This window comes from Paenibacillus sp. WLX1005, from assembly GCF_046603685.1.
In the GTDB taxonomy this organism is placed as follows: Bacteria; Bacillota; Bacilli; order Paenibacillales; family Paenibacillaceae; genus Saccharibacillus.
Window position 1 is genome coordinate 4166654 of record NZ_CP176756.1, and the last position, 21760, is coordinate 4188413.

A 21760-nucleotide genomic window follows, 5' to 3' on the forward strand; every position below is an offset into this window, starting at 1 on the left:
TAATCGCTAATTAACCATAATCAAAAGACCTTTCACCTCTACCTTACTTAAAGGCAATGCGGATGAAAGGTCTTTTCGAGTTGTAGAGAGGTTCATTTCTAGGTTCTTAGCTTGATTTTGTAAATGAGTTTGTAGCAGCATCTAGACTTTCTTTTACCATAACTGATGTCCCAGCCATATTCCGACCCCAGAAAGTCCGATACCGAAAATATACGATAATCCCAGATAGCAGATCAGCGTATTGTGCTTCTCCTTCAGCCGCAACTCCATATTTTCCAACTTGAATGTGGAAAAGGTCGTAAAGCTTCCCATAAAGCCAGTCCCGATCAACAGCTGCATGTGATTATTGGCTCCACTGGCAATCAACAATCCAAGCAAAAACGAACCTAGCAAATTAATCAAAAACGTACCGAGTGGAAATTCTTTTGACCAGATTTTTTTCATCCAATTGGAAAACAGAAAGCGTGCCAGTACGCCAAAGATTGCGCCCAATGCTACCAGTCCGATATTAATGAGCATGTGGTTGAGCCTCCTTTCGATCCAACCAGCGCTGACTCAGGTAAAAGCCAAGTCTGGTCGCCAGCAAACCGCCGAACAGACTTGCGCCGATGTATAGCATTGCCAGTACATACATCTGCTGTTCCAACAGTTGTATACTTTCCAGACTAAAGGTTGAGAAGGTCGTAAATGAACCGACAAAACCTGTTCCAACTGCCGTTACCAATACAGGAGATATGCGCGGCAACCGCGCAATATATTTCATAATGACCGCTAGCAGAAAACAACCGATTAGGTTGATCAGTAGTGTAGCGAATGGAAATCCATGATTGAGAATCCATACACTGAGCAAATATCGGCAAATCGCCCCGAGTACACCAAAAACAGCAAGAAGTACATATACCATCCAATCCACATCCTTTATGAAAAGTAACTGATACGTATGAGCTGCATCTATCTATACACAATAAAACTCCTACCCGAAAAAACACAGAGCATCTGTGCTTTAAGCAGGTAGGAGTCATTAGCTGAGATCAGCGGTTGATGGCGAACTCCATCGCCCATTACATGTTATAAGTTGTATCTATCATACTGGAATATGCGGCATGTGTAAATATATATACAATACTTATAGATCAGTCCATAGATGAGAAAATAGACGAAGCTATTAACTCAACAGACAAGGCACTTTGGGAACTATGAATGCGAATTGCCACGTCGTCGCTCCTGATTGAGCTTGATCTTCGACTCATTGCCCTGCTCGGTCGCTTTGTAGAATACGCGCCCTGACAGGTGTTTTGGCAAATACTCCTGCTGTACATAATGATTCGGAAAATTGTGCGGGTACTGGTAGCCGCCATGCCCTAGCTTCTCGGCACCTTTGTAATGCGTATCGCGCAAATGCAGCGGCACCTCCGCCGACTTGATCTCATCAATCGCAGCCATCGCGCTCGAAATAGCGGTATACACTGCGTTGGACTTCGGACTTTCCACTGCAAATAAGATCGCCTGCGCGATATTCAACTTCGCTTCCGGCCAGCCGTTCGTGCGATACGCATCCAACGCGCCGAGTGCTTGCACCATTGCTTGCGGATTGGCAAGCCCGATATCCTCACTGCTGGCGGCAATCAGACGACGGATAAAGGTCATCGGGTCCATACCGAGCTTCTCCACCGCGTAGAAAAACCAGAATAGCGCCGCATCACTGGAACCACGAATACTTTTGTGAAATGCGGACAACACATCATACTGTGTCGATTCATCCGCACGGACGGTCGGACGACGGATTGACTCTTCTGCCACCTCTACCGTCAGATGAACGGTGCCATCCGATTGCGGTGGAGTGGTCAATGCTGCCAATTCCAGCGCATTCAGCGCACGGCGAATATCTCCATTTGCCATTGACGCGATATGCTCCAACGCTGGTTCATCCACCTGTAATTCCATAAAGCCCAATCCTTTATCTGTATCCTCCAATGCGCGCCGCATCGCGATCAGCGAATGCTCCTTATTAAGCGGATGCAATTGAAACAGCGTCGAACGACTCATCAAGGCACCATTCACATAATGAAACGGATTCTCCGTTGTCGCCCCGATAAAGATAATCGTTCCCTTTTCCACTGCTGGCAACAGCGCATCCTGACGGGAGCTGTTAAACCGATGTACCTCGTCCAGAAACAAAATCGTTTTCGTGCCATATAGTGATTTATTGTTATGAGCGCGCTCAATGACCTCGCGCACTTCTTTGACGGTAGCATCAACCGCGTTCAGCCGCACAAACTCGCCCTGTGTATGTTTGGAAATGATATGAGCAAGCGTCGTCTTCCCGCATCCGGGTGGCCCGTAGAGGATAATCGACGATACCTGATCCGCCTCAATCGCACGACGCAGCAACTTGCCAGAACCAACGATATCTTCCTGTCCGATATATTCATCCAGCGACTGCGGACGCATCCGATCGGCAAGTACACCCATGCTATCTGGCGCATCATTCTGTTGTTCATTAAAGGAGAACAAATCCATATCATCACATCCTTGCATAAGATGGTTATCGAATCCTTCCAACTTATCTATTTTACCACTATAGCGACGTATTGAAAAAGAAAAGAAGTCCTGCTGTCGATAGACAAGCAGAACTCCCAAGTAAGAGGATAGTCAGTAAAGCAAATGAATAGATGCTTACCAAACGTTGTACGGAAACGGCTACAGCCAATCTGTTACACTTGCGAATGGATAATATCATGCTCCGTTTCCGGCTGATGTACATAATCCGGCAGATCATCACCATGCAACAGCCACAGTTCATGCAATGCACGCGTGCAGCCAACATACAACAGTCTCGCATCCCACGGATCGTTGCGATAATGCTGCACGTCTACATCGGTCAGCATAACCGCGTCGAACTCCAATCCTTTGGATAGATACACTGGCAAAATAGAATGCCCGCCCTGATACGTCGCTTTACCACCGTCGATCAGATTCAGCTCCACCCCAGCGGCAGTCAGCTGTTCATGCAGTTCTCTTGCTTCATGCAGCGTACGTGTCAGAATCGCGCTAGTGCGGAAATTCTTCGCCTGCAATTCTTGCCAGCGAGCGAGGATGATATCGACGCGCTTGTCATTCGGGCATTTCAGCATACGCACCGGATCGCCACTACGGAATACCGGCACGGCGGTAATGCCATTACGTACACCATGCTCCAAGATGATATTCGCAAACTCAATAATCTCCATCGTCGAGCGGTAACTTCGAGTTAATGGGAAATAGTCCGTCTGCTCCTGCGGGAACAGCGTGCTCATCTCCTCCCACGCATGTACACCGCGATATGCGTGAATGCCCTGCGACAGATCACCTAGGATCGTAAACGAACCGCCACGCACATACAGATTCAACAGCGCTACATGAAAAGGCGAGAAATCCTGCGCTTCGTCAATCACCACATGGTCAAAGCGCCGGTTGCCGTCCATCTCGTTCAGCAGCGTATGAATATAAATCAATGCGGGCAGATCCTCATCACGAAACCGATCTTTTTTCAGCTCGACTGATACCGCTTTGAGCATACCATCTGGCAGCTTGCTCCAGAGAGGTTCCAGTTGTTCGGCGACAAGTGTACTTTTGCTTGCTTTGAATAGCTGCTTGTACAATGCCAGCGGCTCGTATTTGGGCCATTTGTTAGCGTATGACTTTTCGCGCTGGGTCGCTTTCTTTTTGCGTTCCTTACGGATACTTTCGGATGGTGCCTTCTTCAAGCGCATTTCCACCCAGCGATGTACACGCGCCAGCACACGCTCTTTGCGTTTCGCAAGCGGATATGGACGGTATTCGACGTTATACCATTCCAGAATCTCTTCCCGCTTCAGCACAGCACCATCCCATGGGCTAAAGTCCATGTCCGGTACGGCTACTTGCTCTAACAGCTCTACATATCGTTCCAACAGCTGCATAAAGGCAAGCGAGCCTTTGTAGCGAGAAGGTGTACCGTCATGCACATCCGGTCGATCCGACGTTTCAAACCATTGCTCATACGTTTCGGATGTTGGCACTAGCTTCAAATCGCTTTCCAACAATTGCTGTGCCCAGTCGGCAAATGTACTTTGCTGAATATCGCCCACACCCAGCTCCGGTAGCACCTCCGAGATATAATCGAGAAACATATTGTTCGGTGCAAAAATAATCATTTTCTCCGCGGATACCTGCTCCTGATACTGGTACAGCAGGAAGGCGAGTCGATGCAGCGCAACAGTCGTTTTTCCACTACCTGCGACGCCCTGAATGATGAGCGCGGTATTCTTGACTGCCCGGATGATCCGATCCTGCTCCGCCTGAATCGTGGACACGATGTCGCGCAGCTTATTATCCTTATTCTCACCCAAACGATACACGAGAAACTCATCCGTCACCACTGGCTCGGCACTATGACGATCATACGTATCGGCAAGCCGTTCCAGTTCGCGCTGACGAATCACCAGATTTCGTTTTAAATATACAAGCCCCTGTACTAGCCCTTCCGGCGCTTCATACTCCGCGATCTCCTCGCCGCCAGTAAACGAGTAAAACAGACTGGCAACTGGTGCCCGCCAGTCTACGACGAGCGGTTGCTCATCAATCTCCGATTTGCCAACTCCAACCTTGCCGATATATAGCGGACGACGTTCGCCATCCTCTCCCTCAGCAAAATCAAGCCGACCAAAATAAGGTTCCCGTGCGCTCTTTGCCAGCGTCTGGCGCTGCTGCTCCCGACCGGCCTCCAATACCTGCTCGGTAAAATCATGTCCGGTATAGACCGGAATGCCGGTTAACCGTTGAAGCTGTGTATCCACCTCATCCAGCGTGAGCCGCAGTTTCGCCTGCTCTTCTTGATAGGCACTTTGAAAATCTTTGTCCATTTCAGTTGCCTCCTAAGAAATCTATAGTATCCCCGTCCGGCAAATAACAAGCAAAAAGCACACACAGCGCCGCCTCCATGCCAATCGGCAGGAGCAGAACCAGGTGTACTCTTTTCAAGTTCGCGCTTTGATTATGGTTTTCGCCATATTGTATCCGTGCATCGTAGTCATATGCACTCCGGAACAAAGGATGTTCAGTTTATCATAAAGAGATGAGGAATGCTACTATACTTTAAAATAAGGAATTCATCATGGATACGATATCCGATTAAATACGTAGGAATAAGCGCGAACCCCAAGCTCACATCAAAACCCTGGGAGGTTCGCGCTCCTTGCTACGACTGGGTTTTGAGCATTTTGCTTGTGTTTGATCGTCTTTTTGGGTACTCTAAAAAAGAGGTTCGCGATTTTGGCAATATTTCCCCTTGTGTAGCAAGGGCTGAAGGCCTCCACAGTCGCACTCCGCGCGAGTGCGTGGATTGAAAGATATTCATGCACATATGCATCATATGGAGAAATCACTGTCGCACTCCGCGCGAGTGCGTGGATTGAAAGACAGATAAAGATGATACATTTGAAGGGCAAATTTTAGTCGCACTCCGCGCGAGTGCGTGGATTGAAAGTTCAAGTCCCATTTGTTTTAGTATCTTGTTAAGTCGCACTCCGCGCGAGTGCGTGGATTGAAAGAAGATAAACTGTATCCATCAATCAAACACGCATGCGGTCGCACTCCGCGCGAGTGCGTGGATTGAAAGCAACAGTTAATCCGCAAAGATCGTATACAACGCGAAGTCGCACTCCGCGCGAGTGCGTGGATTGAAAGGATATTTGCTTTTGTGTCGATGTCAGCATTCGGCGTCGCACTCCGCGCGAGTGCGTGGATTGAAAGACCTTGTTCCAGCCAAACGCGTTCAGTCCGTTGGTCGCACTCCGCGCGAGTGCGTGGATTGAAAGTTCAAATCAAAGAATCCTTATGATAATCTGAGTAGTCGCACTCCGCGCGAGTGCGTGGATTGAAAGATTTCAAAATAAGGAAGATTTGCAAAGTTTAGTTCAGTCGCACTCCGCGCGAGTGCTTGCAGCACGTACGTGTATACTACTTCAAAACCATCATAGTCTAAGCAAACTTTTATCCTCGAATTCATCTGTCAACAGATCTTCTCCAATCAAACCAAAAGCCCTGCTTCTGCTTAATCGCAGAAACAGGGCTTTTGATTATTTGTATTTTATTCCTCATTTGGTTGACCTATATCGTCTTGATGAATATTATCATCGAACTCCGGCTTGTTAAACATATCCACATACGCCTGATGAGGAAAAAGTAGCGGGTTATTGATTAGCATCAACAATTGATTCAATTGGAACGTTAACGTCAATAATGAAATCTCTTGACCGACCGCAGGGTTGGAATGGGTATGTACCCGGTATTGATCCATCGTAAAATGGAGCGGCTCTGGAATCGCATCTTCTCCTGTTCGTGACCTTTTATCCGTATAGGGCATCGCTTTTTCATTGTATTGTTTGTGATTATTCTGATTCAACTGCCGCAACCAATATAAAATGCTGTTGTGAATATCATCTGGATATTCTTTCGCCTGTTCTTCCATCGGCATCTGCACACGTAGATGCCCTTTCGACTGTAGATTTGGAGAAATCACAAAGTCAAAACGTTGAATCTGCTTGTATAGTTCTCCACTACTGCTATTGTCTTGAGATAAATGACACAACATAACAATCGGTCGAGTCGATGTTTGTGCTAATCCTTTTTCATGAGGAATCCTACTGTCCTTAACATAGGTTTGATTTTCGTTATATGCATATCCCGTCATGATCCGGCTTATTCCACGCAACGAAGTCTGTAATTTCACAATACTATCTAACCATTTTTTAAGCGGTTTTATTTTCAAACTTTCACTCTTACATTGCACGACGACTGCTACTGCTTCAATGGGAATGTATTTGATAACGCCTTGTCGAAAAATATACGGCGTATACTGCTCGTCAAAAATAGCCAGATCTACTTCATCTGATATGCGTCCTTGTGAATCAATAATGAACACAGAGCGAGCAATTGAGAATTTTTGCGGAATCATCTGTTTAAACATAGACATCCACACTTCTTCGCGAAACCCGCCTGTTGTCAATTGATGATTGGGACTTGCCATCTGAAGTTGTTCGACTAGCGAACGCTCCCACGAGATATAGTTTTCTTTGATTTTGCGAATCGTGGATGTCGCCAGCGGGGCCGCTGATGCGTTAGATTTCACTTTGCCTTTGTCCTTGGTTTTGCTTTTGGATTTGACTGTTGTCTGTATTGTATCAGCAACTTTGTTCGCTTTTTTGTTTTTGACCATCCGGTTCACGTCCTTTGTTTGCATAATAATATAGACTGCACCTTTGTATCGTAGCCAAGTCCATCCAAAGTTTATAGATCATTCATGTAAAATTCCTTGTTATATTAACTTCATCCGTCCATATCCAGCATTACGTTTGGCTCCGATACCGGAATGATGTAATGCTCCGACTACAATCTCTTGCGCTAGCTGTAACCAATGCTGTGCCACCTGCATCTGTTCACCACTGCACGTTACCATGAATTTGAACTCTCCTTGCACTGCAAAAAAATGTACAGGAATGGGAGAATCGTCGTCCCGCGGTGCGGGCAAGTCTTGCTTTGAACCATTATTAGTTGTGTCGCGGAGCGATGATGCAGGCATCTTCGACCGTTCATCTGATGAAGGTTGTTTGACCTGCTGAATTGTCATACTGTTATATGCTTGATGATGAGGGGTAAGCACATCCAGCTTCAGTGACGATACAACCGTCTTCGATAGTGGCGATCTCATAACAATCGTGTCTGGCGTAATCAGTGCATCATGAAAGGTGATCGCACCTGCGCGATCCGGTGTTCCGAACAACACGACATCATCTGCGCCGCCGGGTAACAACGATGGAAATGCCGAGCCGATGACCGTTCGTGCATAATGAGCAGCGACTCCTTTGATTGCGGTACCCGGTATAAAAGGAACTCCGTACATCCGATGCAATTCCACACTACTATCGAGTGCAGATACTTCGCCATGTCCAAGCAATAGATTGGATGCTGTACTCATGGAGAAGCAATGGGCAGCTTGCCCCGCAACGATTGTTTTGTAATATCGCTCGTATACTTTGCTATATAACGATACGTAAGGTGCTTCGACGAATTCAGCAGATACGTTAGAAGTTTTCGTTCCTTCGTCTGGATTAATATTAAGATGTTCTTTCATCATATATTTATTGATTTCATCGGATAACGATTGTTTAGTCATCCTTCCTTCTATTAATTGCTGCAATAGAGAATCATTTTTTTTGTTTGAGACTTTTTTGTTTGAGTCTGTATTTGCTGGAGCCGGTGGATGTTCCCACGTTGCTTTCGTTAAACGTAAATACGTATTCATGCATGTTCCTCCACCATTGATGTCAAATCGTCTTCTACCGCTGTTTGATCAATTTGTAAAATCGCTTCTGCATATCGTTTGAACCACACCGAAGCATCCAGTGCGCGGCGTGACATATCGTAATACCGTAATGGCGATACGGTTTGCATCGAATGAATCCACTGCTGGAGATGAGCAGAAGCAGAAATAGACTGAGGGCGATGATGTAACGGCACAATCGCTTCATACATATCCTTCAAAAAACATTCGTATGCCTTTGCGACAGGTGTAGTCTGCTTCTTAGAATCGGAAGCACTCGACGAATCTACGTTTGCTTTTGCATAAAAAAAGACTAACGTCAATTGCAATCCATTATGACGCACCATAGCCGGGAAACGATGACATAATCGTCCATAGGTAGTCACTTTGGGGTCTGCTTGTTTTTGTGCAATCGATTCTAACGTCAGATCGTCTAGATTAGCGATGCCTATGATACCACCATACGCAATCTCTGCATAATGCTGTTGAGTCCTTTTCATCAGGCATCTCCTCTTCCGGTCAATGGAACGGTTATATCATTCAATGTATGCACACGAAATTGAACTCTGCCTTTTCCGACGCTAGCATTCCCTCCAATTTGCAGTACTGTGGATGTATGCAATTGATTGAGCATATCTTCTCGTAATTGAAGGTTAGAGCTTCCTTTGACACGATCGCACCAGATTAATCCGTACAAAATCGCTTCCGTGGGAATATATTCCTCATTCCACAATGCGCCTCTTTTTACAGTTCCCGTTTGTTCGTCCATACGAATCCGACTAATGACTTCACAGCTTAAATTGACAATATGCTGGAATAATTCATCTGAAACCATCACCAAATGCTCGCGCCACCATTGTTTATTAAAAAAAGAATCTTCCACTCCAAATAAAAACGAGCCGCTCCATTCTGCCCACTGGGTAAATGATGCATCCACCATACTATCCGCTTCCAGTTCATCCAAAAACACTTTGTCTGTGGAAACGCTTTTTGCATAGGTCGAACGTTGATTACTCTCGGAACGTGATTGCTTTTCACAAACTTGACTTTTCTCACAAACGATAACTTTAGCTTCGTCGGGATCATTTAGCTGTTGTTGATGTTGTAGCCATGTTGATTGAATGGGAACGTGTTGTCCAGCAGCTGCTAGATCGCGATGAAATCGTTCAATCGCCAATGGACATGTAACATACGCAAACGTTCCAAAACGACTTGCCACCGGAAAAGCAAGCAGACGCGCATCGCTAAATACCAGCGCGCCAGCAGAAGCATCTGCTTCTTGTTGCATGTGATGACCAAACCAATCTTCTACTTGATGATGAGACTGCAATTCATAATAACTCCGCTTCACACCTTTGATCGTACTACCCGGAACGAATGGCCATTCCGTTACTTTTTCACGTATAATAGGCAGATCAATTCCACCTGCACCTTCACCACTGCCAACATGTAATGGGGTTAACGTATGAATGGAATATACTCGACTGGTCAAATTTAAAGTTGTACTCATTGAATGTATCACTCCTTTAACATCTCTAGTGTTTTATTATTGTTCCCATACGCCCCATAATGCTAATCCATATCCATCTTCCGCATCATGAGCTTCTCCACGTCGATTGCCATCCGATATCGGTTTGAGCCAAGTGTTACGAACGAATGTCCCCACTTGATCTTGTCCGGCAATCACTTCAAAAAAGTATACACTTCCTGCCGGAACCATACGTCGGATCGACTTTTCCTGATTCCCATTGGCAGTGGCATAACCGGAAACAGGTTGCCATCTAGGTAGACATGCCCAGCGTAAACGTAGTTCCAAACCGGGAGCCCATCGCTTCAAATGATCTCCCGATTGCAATTCTTCATTTAACCAACCGGGTTTCCAGCCTTTTGTAAAATAAGCTGGAGTTGCTAATATTAATCGTAAATACGTACTATTTTTTAATTTTTTTAATAATGTTTTAGGAGGACCTTGCCAAAAATCATTCACATCTGTCGTATTCGATTGCCTATTACTATTGTGAATCATAGGCTTCTGTTCCTTAAAACGAGCAAGCCGACGCTTGCCACCTAAGGAATGTAGTTCGTCAACAGACGATAACCCATGAGCTTGCCACACGTTGGAGCGACTTTCTATTTGTGCTTCGATCGTTAATCCTTCAGGAAATACAAGCGATTCTGTCGAAAACAGATGTTGATCTTGAGCGGTATGTCGCTCTGTATCCAGCTGAATATGAGTACGCTGCTCACGCACAAACAAATTCATAAAAGAAGGGGCTGGCTGTACCGGGTGATCGCGATGAGAGGCATTAAGGATCTTCGTAGCGGACGATGGTTTGCTAGCAAGATTGAATGTAGTGCCGTGTAGCCAGTGCTGTAATTCGTCATTATGCATATCTTTCGCCATCTTTGGCGAACATAACCAGTGATACATCCACTGCTCGGAAACGTAAGCTGGTTGTCTATGAGATTCCAGCGGCTTTGTATATGAGGTATCGTCTTCCACATATGGCGGCCACAATACATGTTCCAATTGCCCATCCCGTCCAACGCCGTAACAACCTACATCTGTACTGTGATCAGGTACAGGCGTAATAATATTTAGCGCATATCGGTCTGATGATGCCTCACTAGACTTGATTTCATTCAACTCCATATCTTGCGGAATAGGAAAATACAAACTGCCCTGCCAACGGTACAAAGGACCGCGAATAGCCAATCGGCTTATGGCCGTACGATCCAGAGGAGCGAACGATTGTATCTGTTGATCGGACGTCGGCTGAGACGATTGAGCGGAACCATCTGAACGAACTGAAGGGGCATCTATCCCCGCTTTTTTGTACAGCATCGTACGAATCGTTCCTGCTAATGTAGTCGGTGATAGATGCCCCATTGTATGAGCGCGAATACCAGGCGTTTTGTGAAAAGGGCGACCATCACGAATCATCAAAGGTTCAAGGGGCTGGATAGAGATCAAGTTGCTTACTAATGAAGAATGATCTGTGGGAACAGATGATGCAGTAGCCTGTTTTTGCTTTTGCTTGTGCGTTTTTTTGTAGGAGCTTACAAAGGTGGACGATTGAGAATGTTTCTTTTTGCGCGATTTATTCATGATTGATTCCTACTCCTTCCATCTGGATCAGCAAAATGAGTTGCTCCGCGATTTGTTGTAATGAGTGCAGCATCTTCTTTCTATCATCAGAGGCGTCTGAAGAAGGAGTATGGCTTAATACAAATAATTGTTTTAGTTGTTTTAATCTTGCTTGCGCTACTGCTTCATTAGATGAAGAAGCTTGGGCAAAGATCTGTGTGTGTACTAATACAGCTGCCGATGAGAACGATACAGCAAGGAGATCATCATCGGTCGTCTTTTTACGTAACAATCGCAAAACTTCTAACCATAACAATGCTTCCAGTTGCGCCGGATGTTCCGTTAGTGAAGGATGAAGATAGGTCGAAGATGCTCCAACCCATTGACGGTATTGTTCACATAGACGTTGCAGATCATAAGCAAATCCGTTGGATAATGGATAAGCTGCTCGTTGTTGTTGTAATCGAATCAGTTGCTGAACAGAAGGCAATGTCGGATACAACTGCTTAGATGGATCAGAATATTCATTTTTAACGGCAGATTCCGTCCAAGGTAACGTAAGGGTATGTGGCTTTGCACCACCCCGTTTATGAAATTCAATCACTAATGTGCTACGCGTATCTTTTGCTTTCTTTTCAGCGGCATGTGCTCGTTGCCGAACTTCCTCTAGTGGCTCCAACATATGCACGATAACAAGCCCTGCCGACAAGGTGAACGGATAAAGCGGTTCTTCTTTGAAGATATACGCAAATGATTCCGCAAATGTCACTTGCAAATCTTGCACAGCGCGCAGACAGGTATGCAATGGCAAATACGCCATAATGTCATCGCCGCCTCCATAAATAAGCGTGCCTTCATGCTTCTCTACAATGCGCTTCGCTTTAGAGGAAAACGCCGACAAGTGAGCAGAAAATTCTTGATTTTTGCGGATTGCTTCCTGTACAGTCAATGACTTGCCCTTCAACAATCTTCGCAAATGATCGCCCATCTTATCTCCATCAGCAACGAGAAAAGCATAATAAGGCGAAGCTTCCGGCATGCGCTGTTGTTTCCTATTTGCTACATGTTGGGCTTGGTTGCGATTTGGCTGATCGACAGGTAGTGTACCCTCAGATGAGCAAGTAGATAATGGTTGAGGATCGTACGATATCCTACGTCGTGGTTGCCATACAGTCATACCATATAATATGTCTAGTTGCTTCGTGATATACGCTATCATTTGTTCTAATGTCTCTACGGGTAGCGATAAAGCAGGTTGTTTGGTAGCTGTAGACTCAACTGTCGCTTCCGTCGTTACAATCAAATATTCGTTCACAAAATCAGCAATTTGGCGACGGTAAAACAATCGTGGATTATAAGTCTCAACCAGTTTCTCATAGCTGATGTTTTTCTCTGTAAGCAAGGAGAGTGATGCTTTTTTTAATTTTTGTAAAGGTTCACAAAATAAAGAAATATTGAATTGCGGATGATGCTGTTGTATTTGCTCCTCCATATATTGCGCAATATGATGCAAATACTCATGTACCGCAGTCGCCATCGTCTGTCTATTCTGTCCATTTGATTGTTGGTTCCGATCATCATGAGCAGATACCTTTAACTGCTCTAAGTAAGGAAGAAATGCCTTTTCACATACCGAGACAAACATCCGATTCGTCCATCCTTGGTTTGTCGTGGACGCTGTCGATGTAGAATGAGGTTGCTGGGCATTTGTTCGCTGTGTATGTAAAAAAAGACGTTTGACAAGTGAGATCGCATCCAATTGCTCCACTGAAGTGTGCGAGTGAGCATGACGCGTAGCATCGGACGATGGTTCGCGTACGGTGATGCCCCACTGGCGCAATAACCGTTCCTCATCTGCATGCGGTTTAGCATTCAAACGCCATACCGATTCACGTCCGCCATCCAACGAGGATTTAGATTCACCAAATAATAGACGCGGCTCATTCGGCTTAAAGTCGCGTAATGTTTTGCGTGCCGTCATCATCGCTTCCGCTCGTCGTTGTGCATGGAAATAGGCATCTGCTTCGTCATTCACCTTACTCCACACTGCATAAAACTCGACCAGATCACGAACTTGACGATTCCACGCACCGATGTCGATCATCGGCTTTAACCCGCTAATATTCAACACTTGTTCTGATAATTCCATCCAACGTGCGGTAATGGCAAACCTAACCCTCCGAGCAACATCATGCGGCTGATCCGTATGAATCAGACCGATGATTTTGTTAGGTGCGTTTAATTCATCATCATCTGTTTCGCTTCTGGATTGCTCTTGTTGTTCAGCTTGTGGATCATATAGAACTGGATAAACCAACTCACCAGAAGCTAACCCTGTCGTCACGTCTTTATTCTGGAAAGCTACTGCACCTGCCTGTGCTAGCTCTGATAACAAATACGAACCAAACCATAAATCCCGCGTCCGCCTAGCTTGCGCAATAAATTCCTGTACAGGCCCGATGGAAAAGATCATCAACCATCGGCAAGGTTGTTCATGAGGTGTAGTGAATGGTGTTATTGAGGTGTGCATGTTATCGGACAAAATTTTGCCTCCTTTGCTTTCTCCACATAGGCTTGTAATGCTGATGTGTAGGCTGTTTCAGTTAAATCTGGCGCTTTGTAGTTTAATGGACTTTTTGGATAATGTAATGGAATATGAGGTAACCATTCGATATCTTCACATATACCTGGTTGTGTAAGGCAAAGTTGCCCATGAGGCGGATGATTCAAAACAGCAATCAAGGCAACACCTTTATCGGAACTAAATGCTAGCGGTTTTAAAATCAAAGGGGAAGCAAGTCGTTCTTTGCCTTTCGGTTTGAGCTGTGTGCGGTCTGGTTCACACTCACCTTGTTTCTGCCCAACAAAATCTTTTGGTTTCCGTTCTGGATCATTTATTCTAAATTCAAAGTTAATCGGCATCCCCAATTCGGCTCGTGGATAAGCAATTACTGGAGTGTTGGACTGCGAAAAATAATGTTTAGGCTGATCATGCTTCCAGTAAGCTGTGTTAAATGCAGCTCGAATAGAATCTGCTTCTGGCCAATAACTTCGACCAAATTTATCAATTTCTCTACCTTTTTTATCAGAATATTGTTTGGTTACAGGTCGTTGCTGACGAAATTTCTTATAATCTTCGATTGAGGTATTCCATATTTTGCGATTTTCTTGAAAAGGCGAATTGAATTTTGTATAAAATTCTGAACGGAGGGTAGGCCAAGGACGATACTGTCCAGCAGGTAACAAGCAAACGTTCAAATCCTTTTGCTTACGATTGAACCAATCTTGTAATGTGTACTTATTTTGGCAATCTTCTGATGTTGGAGAGAACGGTTCAGAGTATAAACTACCACATCCTTTGCGTGTTCTTGCACCAACACCGCCAAAATTGATCCATGCCCAGAGCGCAGCTTGTAGATCATTCTGCCACTGCTTCATTTGTTCCATATATTGAGGTTTAATGCGGAGTTTCATTTTTTGTTCTTGTTCTACATCACATTTTTGTTCTACATCATCTTGCTTGTCGTATTCAAAAAAATGGGCAGACCACTTGATATGTAAAATAAAAGCGTACTTTTCCAAACCTTGCCACTTTGTTCCTGTACTGTCTCTTGGTAACTGAAATAAATATGGCGGAATTCCTTGCATCTTACGTTTATGGGTATGACTTTTCGGTTCAATTTTAGCAAGTTCATCGTTATGTTCAACCCATATTGAGAAAGGTGAACTGTTAGCTGTATGTCCGAACACTTCTGCTTCTCGCTGGGCAAGTTCTGCAACGTTTGTATACACTACTCCACGTGTAGCTCGCCACCAAAACCGTAAATGTCCTCGTACCGAACTCGCACGAACTGGCGCAACTGGATCGACTTGACCTGTAATAACGCCACCGCCAAACATAGGCGTTGTTAACGTTATCGTATATTGCTCGTGATATCGAAAATCATTATCACTATCTGCCTGTTGAAGAGATTGAATCGCATCTTTTACTTGAGATTCCGCTGATTGCGATGAGGAAGATGTAGGCGGGAGGCTAAGAAATAGTTGAGAGTATTGCGGTAATTTCATACACAAATCCCCTTTATAAGTTTTAAAGGAATAAATACAATAAAATTATTTTTGAAGATGTAAATAGTAAATAAGTAAATATAAGTATAACTAATCCTAGGTCTTTTGTCATGCTTTTCTTCTGATGCAATCGTATTCAATTGTTTGTGATGAATGAAGGGAAGTTAGGAGGGGAATAATCATAAAAAATAAGAAGCAATCGGTATAGTATGGCTATGCTCATACTTACAGATTGCTTCTGAGGTTGATAGGAGAGACTGAAATAACTAAAAGCGTTGTGTGATCCACTCAAGATATTATGTTTTAAAGATTCTCAATGACAAATAAGATACTGAACGGATAGTAGTGTTTTGAAATACATATTTGTATAGGTGCAGTATGTATTGGTAAGAGCCAGTGCAATTATTTACAAAATAGCGATATAGCTCGATATGCGGCTCCTCCTTTACTCCATGGACTTGCACGGAGTGCAACAACGCTGCGGATTTCTCCAGTTACCAGTACGCAACTTTCAATCCATGCACTCACACGGAGTGCAACGACTCCTACAGCACCGCGCTAGCGATTGCATCCAAACTTTCAATCCATACACTCGCACGGAATGCAACGAGAGCTGGTCCGTATCAAGGTATGGTGCGGATCTTTCAATCCATACACTCGCACGGAGTGCAACTTCAACGATTCATGAGTTTAACGTAATCCCTGCCTTTCAATCCATACACTCGCACGGAGTGCAACGCCGATCGCTACGCGCCGAATCAGCTAATCCCGCGGCTTTCAATCCATACACTCGCACGGAGTGCAACGTAACGTTCAAGTTCACAGACGCGGAGTCCGGCATCTTTCAATCCATACACTCGCACGGAGTGCAACAATATTCGCGCCGGTATTCGGCGCGATTGGTTTCTTTCAATCCATACACTCGCACGGAGTGCAACCCAAATCAACAACACACGGTAGTTGATAATACCGTCTTTCAATCCATACACTCGCACGGAGTGCAACTGCGCGCCTTGAATCCCTTACCATACAAGGACAAAAACGTCTAAAAGCGCGAACCTCTTATTTAGCTTACTCAACACCAGCCCAAATTGCAATAAAATCCCCGACATCCCTTGCTAGGCAAGGAGCGCGAACCTCTTAGGGTTTTGATGTGAGCTTGGGGTTCGCGCTAGCGAACGTTATTGGCTCATCTGCAAACGATATCTTTTATCTTTCCACTTCCATCCCCGATCAAAAACGGCTTGCATAGAAAAGTATCTTTTCTACACAAGCCGTATGGTTCTCTATTCTCTTACACTTACAGTTCAATCCCATTCTTTTCCATAATTTCCCGAAACGTCATACTCACCATGTACAGACTGGCAACCAGCAGGACAAATGTATCACTTACTGGGCTTTGCGAATCTTTGGTTTATTTTCATTTTCGCAAACTATCTTCTGCGTTACGTCTTGACGTGTTTTTTTCGACTGCTAGGTAAAGAGACGATCTTCACGCTTTTTCTAAATATCGCCTACATCTAGCTCCAGTAAAACCTCGGAGATATGATCCAGAAAAATATTGTTCGGTGCAAAATAATCATTTTCTCCGTGGATATTTACTTCTAGGTGTACTCTTTTCAAGTTCGCGCTTTGATTATGGGTTTCGCCATATTTTATCCGTGCATCATCATGATATGCACTCTAGACAAAGGATGATTAGTTTATCATAAACGAATGAGGAATGCTACTATACTTCAAAATAAGGAATTCATCATGAATACGATATCCGATTAAATACGTAGGAATAAGTGCGAACCCCAAGCTCACATCAAAACCCTGGGAGGTTCGCGCTCCTTGCTACGACTGGGTTTTGAGCATTTTGCTTGTGTTTGATTGTCTTTTTAGGTACTCTAAAAAAGAGGTTCGCGATTTTGGCAGTATTTTTCCTTATGTAGCAAGGGCTGAAGGCCTCCACAGTCGCACTCCGCGCGAGTGCGTGGATTGAAATACCAGTCGCTTCATTCAAATGAGGTGTACTTTCCCGAGTCGCACTCCGCGCGAGTGCGTGGATTGAAATAAGTTACGAGCAAAAACATCCGGATTGATAACGGTAGTCGCACTCCGCGCGAGTGCGTGGATTGAAAGTACGTTTGCATAGGAGCAACCGTATCATCTTTAAATGCGGGTCGCACTTCATGTGAGTACGATAAGTATTGTCTGTTTAATTTTGCAATTAATATTACGCAAATAACTTAGTTTTAACCTATACAATTTCTTTTATTCAATTTGTTATCTAAAGATTCATCAAAACTCAAAGACCCCATTTCTGCCTAGTTGCAGAAATGGGGTCTTGATTCTCTTTACTCTTTATTATTAGTTCAATTTGATAGCATTTGTATAGTACTCTCTTTTGTTATGTGTTCATCAAATTTTCAGTTTAATTGAGCAAGATTTTTTATAAAATAAGGTCTATTTAAATTTCAAAACTCACATAGAGATATATTCAATTTTCCTATACCTTGACTCTAAAAGAATGCAGGCAACCAAAATTTAAAAATATTCCATTATCTATGCTCAATTTATAATTCAAAAAGTTTAATTGCATCTTAACACTAGGTATTTCACTTCAAACATTCACACGGAGTACAACTTAGTTACTAACTACAAAGTTGTCAAAATCAATGGCTCCTTTCAATCTATGCACTCGCACGGAGTGCAACGTTTCCGTCCGAAAATAAAAATGCCTTGTTCTTACCACTTTCAATCCATACACTCGCACGGAGTGCAACGAGTCCTGCAATACCGCGTTGCGGGTGGAGATTGCTTTCAATCCATACACTCGCACGGAGTGCAACTCGTGACAATACAACTGAAATCACAGTTCGTGTATACGACTTTCAATCCATACACTCGCACGGAGTGCAACGTCAAGTTGACTGCTGTTCCCTTGAGTTGACCAACTCTTTCAATCCATACACTCGCACGGAGTGCAACGACTATTCATCGTCAAATTCCAGTCAATATCGTTACTTTCAATCCATACACTCGCACGGAGTGCAACTGTGGCTCCAATCATCGCACTAGCCCTATCGCTCATGCTTTCAATCCATACACTCGCACGGAGTGCAACTGCGCGCCTTGAATCCCTTGCCACATACGGGCAAAAACGTCCAAAAGCGCGAACCTCTTATTTAGCTTACTCAACACCAGCCCAAATTGCAATAGAATCCCCGCCATCCCTTGCTAGGCAAGGAGCGCGAACCTCCTAGGGTTTTGATGTGAGCTTAGGGTTCGCGCTAGTAGACATTATCGGCTCATCTGCAAACGACATCTTTTATCTTTCCACTTCCATACCCAATCAAAAAACGGCTTGCATAGAAAAGTATGTTTTCTACACAAGCCGTATGCTTCTCTATTCTCTTACACTTACAGTTCAATCCCGTGCTTTTCCAGCAGTTCACGAACGGTCACACTCACCATAATCAGACCGGCAACCGGTGGGACAAAGGCGTTACTTGCCGGTGGCTGCTTCGCTTTGCGGATCTCTGGTGCATTTTCAGGAACGATCTTCTGAGTCACGTCCTGACGTGGCTTTTTCGGTTCTTCGGTGGAGAAGACGACTTTTACGCCTTTGCGGATACCATCTTTACGCAGCTTCGTACGTACTACACGGGCGATTGGGTCCATATGGGTTTTGGAAATGTCAGCAACTTGGAAACGAGTTGGATCGATTTTGTTGGCTGCACCCATGCTGGAGATGATCGGGATCTTGCGCTTCAGACATTCCTTGATCAGATGGACTTTGTAAATGATCGTATCGGACGCGTCGATCACATAATCCAGATCGTATTTGAACAGTTCCTCATACGTCTCTTCCGTGTAAAACATATTCAGTGCAATCGCATCACATTCGGGGTTAATCAGCTTGGCGCGTTCGACCATCAGGTCTGCCTTTTTCTGACCGACCGTTGTCGTGAGCGCATGAATCTGGCGGTTGATGTTCGTAATGTCCACGACGTCCTTGTCGATCAGGATGATACGACCAACGCCTGTACGCGCCAGCGCTTCAACCGCGATGGAACCGACACCGCCAATACCGAGGACAGCAACGGTGCTGTTCTTCATTACTTCAATACCTTCCGGGCCAAACGCTAGCTCGGTGCGGGAAAATTGATTTAGCATAAATAAGCTCCTTTCAATATGTTTGCTTATACCATGTTGAGACTTCTTTACTACATTCTATATTGTATTAACCGTCATGCACAATCTCATTCAAGTTACACCGTTTACTCCAGTTCATATGATTGTCTCATAGCATGGGTTAACCCCCATATCCAGCATGATGCCAGACACAGGGGTTGAGTAGACATGCAATCCAAACCAATATATGCGTGAAGCCATTACATCGCAAGGATAGAGACATAATCAGCAGACAGCTGATTGTACCGTATTTAGTTTTTGTCGATAACCGGCTTTTTCGGAGCAAGACGGATATGCAAGTCTTCCAATTGCGCTTGGTCAACCGGTGCCGGAGCATCCATGAGCAGGTCGGTCGCGCTTGCTGTTTTCGGGAAAGCGATCGTTTCACGCAGGTTGGTGCGACCAGCCAGCAGCATAACGAGACGGTCCAGACCGAAGGCAATACCACCGTGTGGCGGCGTACCATATTCAAACGCATCCATCAGGAAGCCAAATTGTGCGCGTGCCGCTTCCGGGGTGAAGCCGAGCATTTCGAACATTTTCTCTTGCAGATCACGTTGGTAAATACGTTGGGAACCGCCGCCTACTTCGTAGCCGTTCAGCACGATATCGTAAGCTTGTGCACGGATTTTGCCCGGATCGGTGTCGAACAGTTCCAGATCTTCTTCGTACGGACGAGTGAACGGATGATGTTCCGCCACATAACGTTTGGATGTTTCGTCATACCCAAGCAGTGGGAAGTCTACGACCCATACAAATTTGTATGCTTTGTCGTCGATCAGACCGAGGTCACGACCGATTTTCAGACGCAGCGCGCCCAATACATCGGCAACGATTTTTTTGGTGTCTGCGGAGAACAGCAGCAGATCGCCTTCTTCGGCATTGGTCGTTTCACGCAGTTGTTGAATCTCATCTTCGCCGAGGAATTTCACGATTGGACCGCGGAATTCGCCTTCTTTTACTTGAATCCATGCCAGACCTTTGGCACCGTAGCGCTTCGCGTATGGCTCCAGACTGTCGATTTCTTTACGTGTCCATGTGCCACAGCCTTTAGCGTTCAGCACTTTCACTTCGCCGCCTTTTTCGATGACGGTTGCGAATACTTTGGCACCGCTGTTAGCAACGATATGGCTAACGTTTACCAGTTCCAGACCGAAGCGCAGATCCGGTTTGTCGGAGCCGTATTTGTCCATCGCTTCCGCGTGTGTAATGCGTTGGAACGGAACCGGGATGTCCACGTTGATCGTTTCTTTGAACAGACGTACCATCAGTTGCTCCATCATGCCCAGCAGCTCATCGCGCTCAACGAAGGACGTCTCGATGTCGACCTGAGTAAATTCAGGCTGGCGATCCGCACGCAGATCCTCGTCACGGAAACAACGAGCGATCTGATAATAGCGTTCCAGACCACTCACCATCAACAGCTGTTTGTAGATTTGTGGCGATTGCGGCAGCGCGAAGAATTCACCTTCATGCACACGGCTTGGTACGAGATAGTCGCGCGCGCCTTCTGGAGTACTCTTAGTCAGGATCGGTGTTTCTACATCGATGAAGCCTTGCTCGTCAAGGTAGTCACGGAATACTTTGGTCGCTTTGGAACGTAGAATGAGCGTCTGCTGCATTTCCGGACGACGCAGATCCAGATAACGATATTTCATACGCAGCGATTCGTCTACTTCTACGCCGTCTTCGATAAAGAATGGCGGTGTTTTCGCTGCATTGATCACTTCGATTTCGGTAATGCGCACTTCGATATCGCCAGTTGGCAGATTCGCATTGATCGTTTCTTCGTCACGGCGAACGACTTCACCTTTGACCGACAATACGTATTCACTGCGAACACGATCAGCGATTTGCAGTGCATCGCCGGAGTACGACGGGTTGAATACGATCTGTACGATTCCGCTGCGATCGCGCAAATCGATAAACAGTACGCCCCCGAGGTCACGACGAGTTTGCACCCATCCATTCAATGTGACTGTCTCGCCGATGTTGGCGGCGGTCAGCTTTCCGCAGTTGTGAGTCCTTAACATATTACATTCTCCTTTTGTAGTGAAATATACATCCCGCTTCATTCGACT

General features: G+C 45.1%; 13 protein-coding genes, 3 CRISPR repeat arrays and 1 riboswitch. All 13 genes read right to left on the minus strand.

Features of this window, described 5'->3' with window-relative positions:
- Positions 1 to 153: 153 nt before the first annotated feature.
- Positions 154 to 519, minus strand: a complete 366-nt coding sequence (crcB, locus tag ACE3MZ_RS17800; RefSeq protein WP_411343465.1) for a fluoride efflux transporter CrcB — start codon at positions 517 to 519, stop codon at positions 154 to 156.
- On the minus strand, positions 509 to 904 hold the full coding sequence (crcB, locus tag ACE3MZ_RS17805; protein ID WP_411343466.1) for a fluoride efflux transporter CrcB: 396 nt from the start codon (positions 902 to 904) through the stop codon (positions 509 to 511). The genes crcB (ACE3MZ_RS17800) and crcB (ACE3MZ_RS17805) overlap by 11 nt, the downstream gene beginning before the upstream one ends.
- A 101-nt stretch (positions 905 to 1005) precedes the next feature.
- Positions 1006 to 1068, minus strand: a riboswitch (Fluoride riboswitch).
- A gap of 126 nt (positions 1069 to 1194) precedes the next feature.
- Entirely contained in the window at positions 1195 to 2520 is a 1326-nt protein-coding gene (locus ACE3MZ_RS17810) for a replication-associated recombination protein A (protein ID WP_411343467.1), read from the minus strand.
- 194 nt (positions 2521 to 2714) lie between these two features.
- The gene (locus ACE3MZ_RS17815) at positions 2715 to 4883 is read right to left on the minus strand and encodes a HelD family protein (protein WP_411343468.1); all 2169 of its coding nucleotides are present in this window, start codon (positions 4881 to 4883) and stop codon (positions 2715 to 2717) included.
- Between the two features lie 454 nt (positions 4884 to 5337).
- A CRISPR array of direct repeats spans positions 5338 to 5903; the repeat unit is 32 nt; unit sequence GTCGCACTCCGCGCGAGTGCGTGGATTGAAAG.
- Positions 5904 to 6109: 206 nt separating this feature from the next.
- Positions 6110 to 7237, minus strand: coding sequence for a DUF6602 domain-containing protein (locus ACE3MZ_RS17820; protein WP_411343469.1), 1128 nt, complete (start codon positions 7235 to 7237; stop codon positions 6110 to 6112).
- Between the two features lie 99 nt (positions 7238 to 7336).
- The gene (gene cmr6, locus ACE3MZ_RS17825) at positions 7337 to 8194 is read right to left on the minus strand and encodes a type III-B CRISPR module RAMP protein Cmr6 (protein WP_411343470.1); all 858 of its coding nucleotides are present in this window, start codon (positions 8192 to 8194) and stop codon (positions 7337 to 7339) included.
- 125 nt (positions 8195 to 8319) lie between these two features.
- The gene (cmr5, locus tag ACE3MZ_RS17830; protein ID WP_411343471.1) at positions 8320 to 8841 is read right to left on the minus strand and encodes a type III-B CRISPR module-associated protein Cmr5; all 522 of its coding nucleotides are present in this window, start codon (positions 8839 to 8841) and stop codon (positions 8320 to 8322) included.
- Complete coding sequence (gene cmr4 / locus ACE3MZ_RS17835) at positions 8841 to 9851, minus strand: type III-B CRISPR module RAMP protein Cmr4 (RefSeq protein WP_411343472.1); 1011 nt, start codon at positions 9849 to 9851, stop codon at positions 8841 to 8843. The genes cmr5 and cmr4 overlap by 1 nt, the downstream gene beginning before the upstream one ends.
- A gap of 36 nt (positions 9852 to 9887) precedes the next feature.
- Positions 9888 to 11450: a type III-B CRISPR module-associated Cmr3 family protein gene (locus ACE3MZ_RS17840; RefSeq protein WP_411343473.1), complete on the minus strand. Its 1563-nt coding sequence runs from the start codon at positions 11448 to 11450 to the stop codon at positions 9888 to 9890.
- Positions 11443 to 13971, minus strand: a complete 2529-nt coding sequence (gene cas10 / locus ACE3MZ_RS17845; protein WP_411343474.1) for a type III-B CRISPR-associated protein Cas10/Cmr2 — start codon at positions 13969 to 13971, stop codon at positions 11443 to 11445. The genes ACE3MZ_RS17840 and cas10 overlap by 8 nt, the downstream gene beginning before the upstream one ends.
- Complete coding sequence (gene cmr1, locus ACE3MZ_RS17850; RefSeq protein WP_411343475.1) at positions 13944 to 15497, minus strand: type III-B CRISPR module RAMP protein Cmr1; 1554 nt, start codon at positions 15495 to 15497, stop codon at positions 13944 to 13946. Before cmr1 ends, cas10 begins: the two co-directional genes overlap by 28 nt.
- 442 nt (positions 15498 to 15939) lie before the next feature.
- Positions 15940 to 16503: a CRISPR direct-repeat array (repeat unit 32 nt; unit sequence CTTTCAATCCATACACTCGCACGGAGTGCAAC).
- Between the two features lie 1664 nt (positions 16504 to 18167).
- Positions 18168 to 18609: a CRISPR direct-repeat array (repeat unit 32 nt; unit sequence CTTTCAATCCATACACTCGCACGGAGTGCAAC).
- A gap of 296 nt (positions 18610 to 18905) precedes the next feature.
- Positions 18906 to 19661 carry a ThiF family adenylyltransferase gene (locus tag ACE3MZ_RS17855; protein WP_411343476.1) on the minus strand — a complete coding sequence of 252 codons (756 nt, stop codon included), beginning with the start codon at positions 19659 to 19661 and terminating at the stop codon, positions 18906 to 18908.
- Positions 19662 to 19930: 269 nt separating this feature from the next.
- Entirely contained in the window at positions 19931 to 21712 is a 1782-nt protein-coding gene (gene aspS, locus ACE3MZ_RS17860) for an aspartate--tRNA ligase (RefSeq protein ID WP_411343477.1), read from the minus strand.
- Between the last annotated feature and the right edge of the window lie 48 nt (positions 21713 to 21760).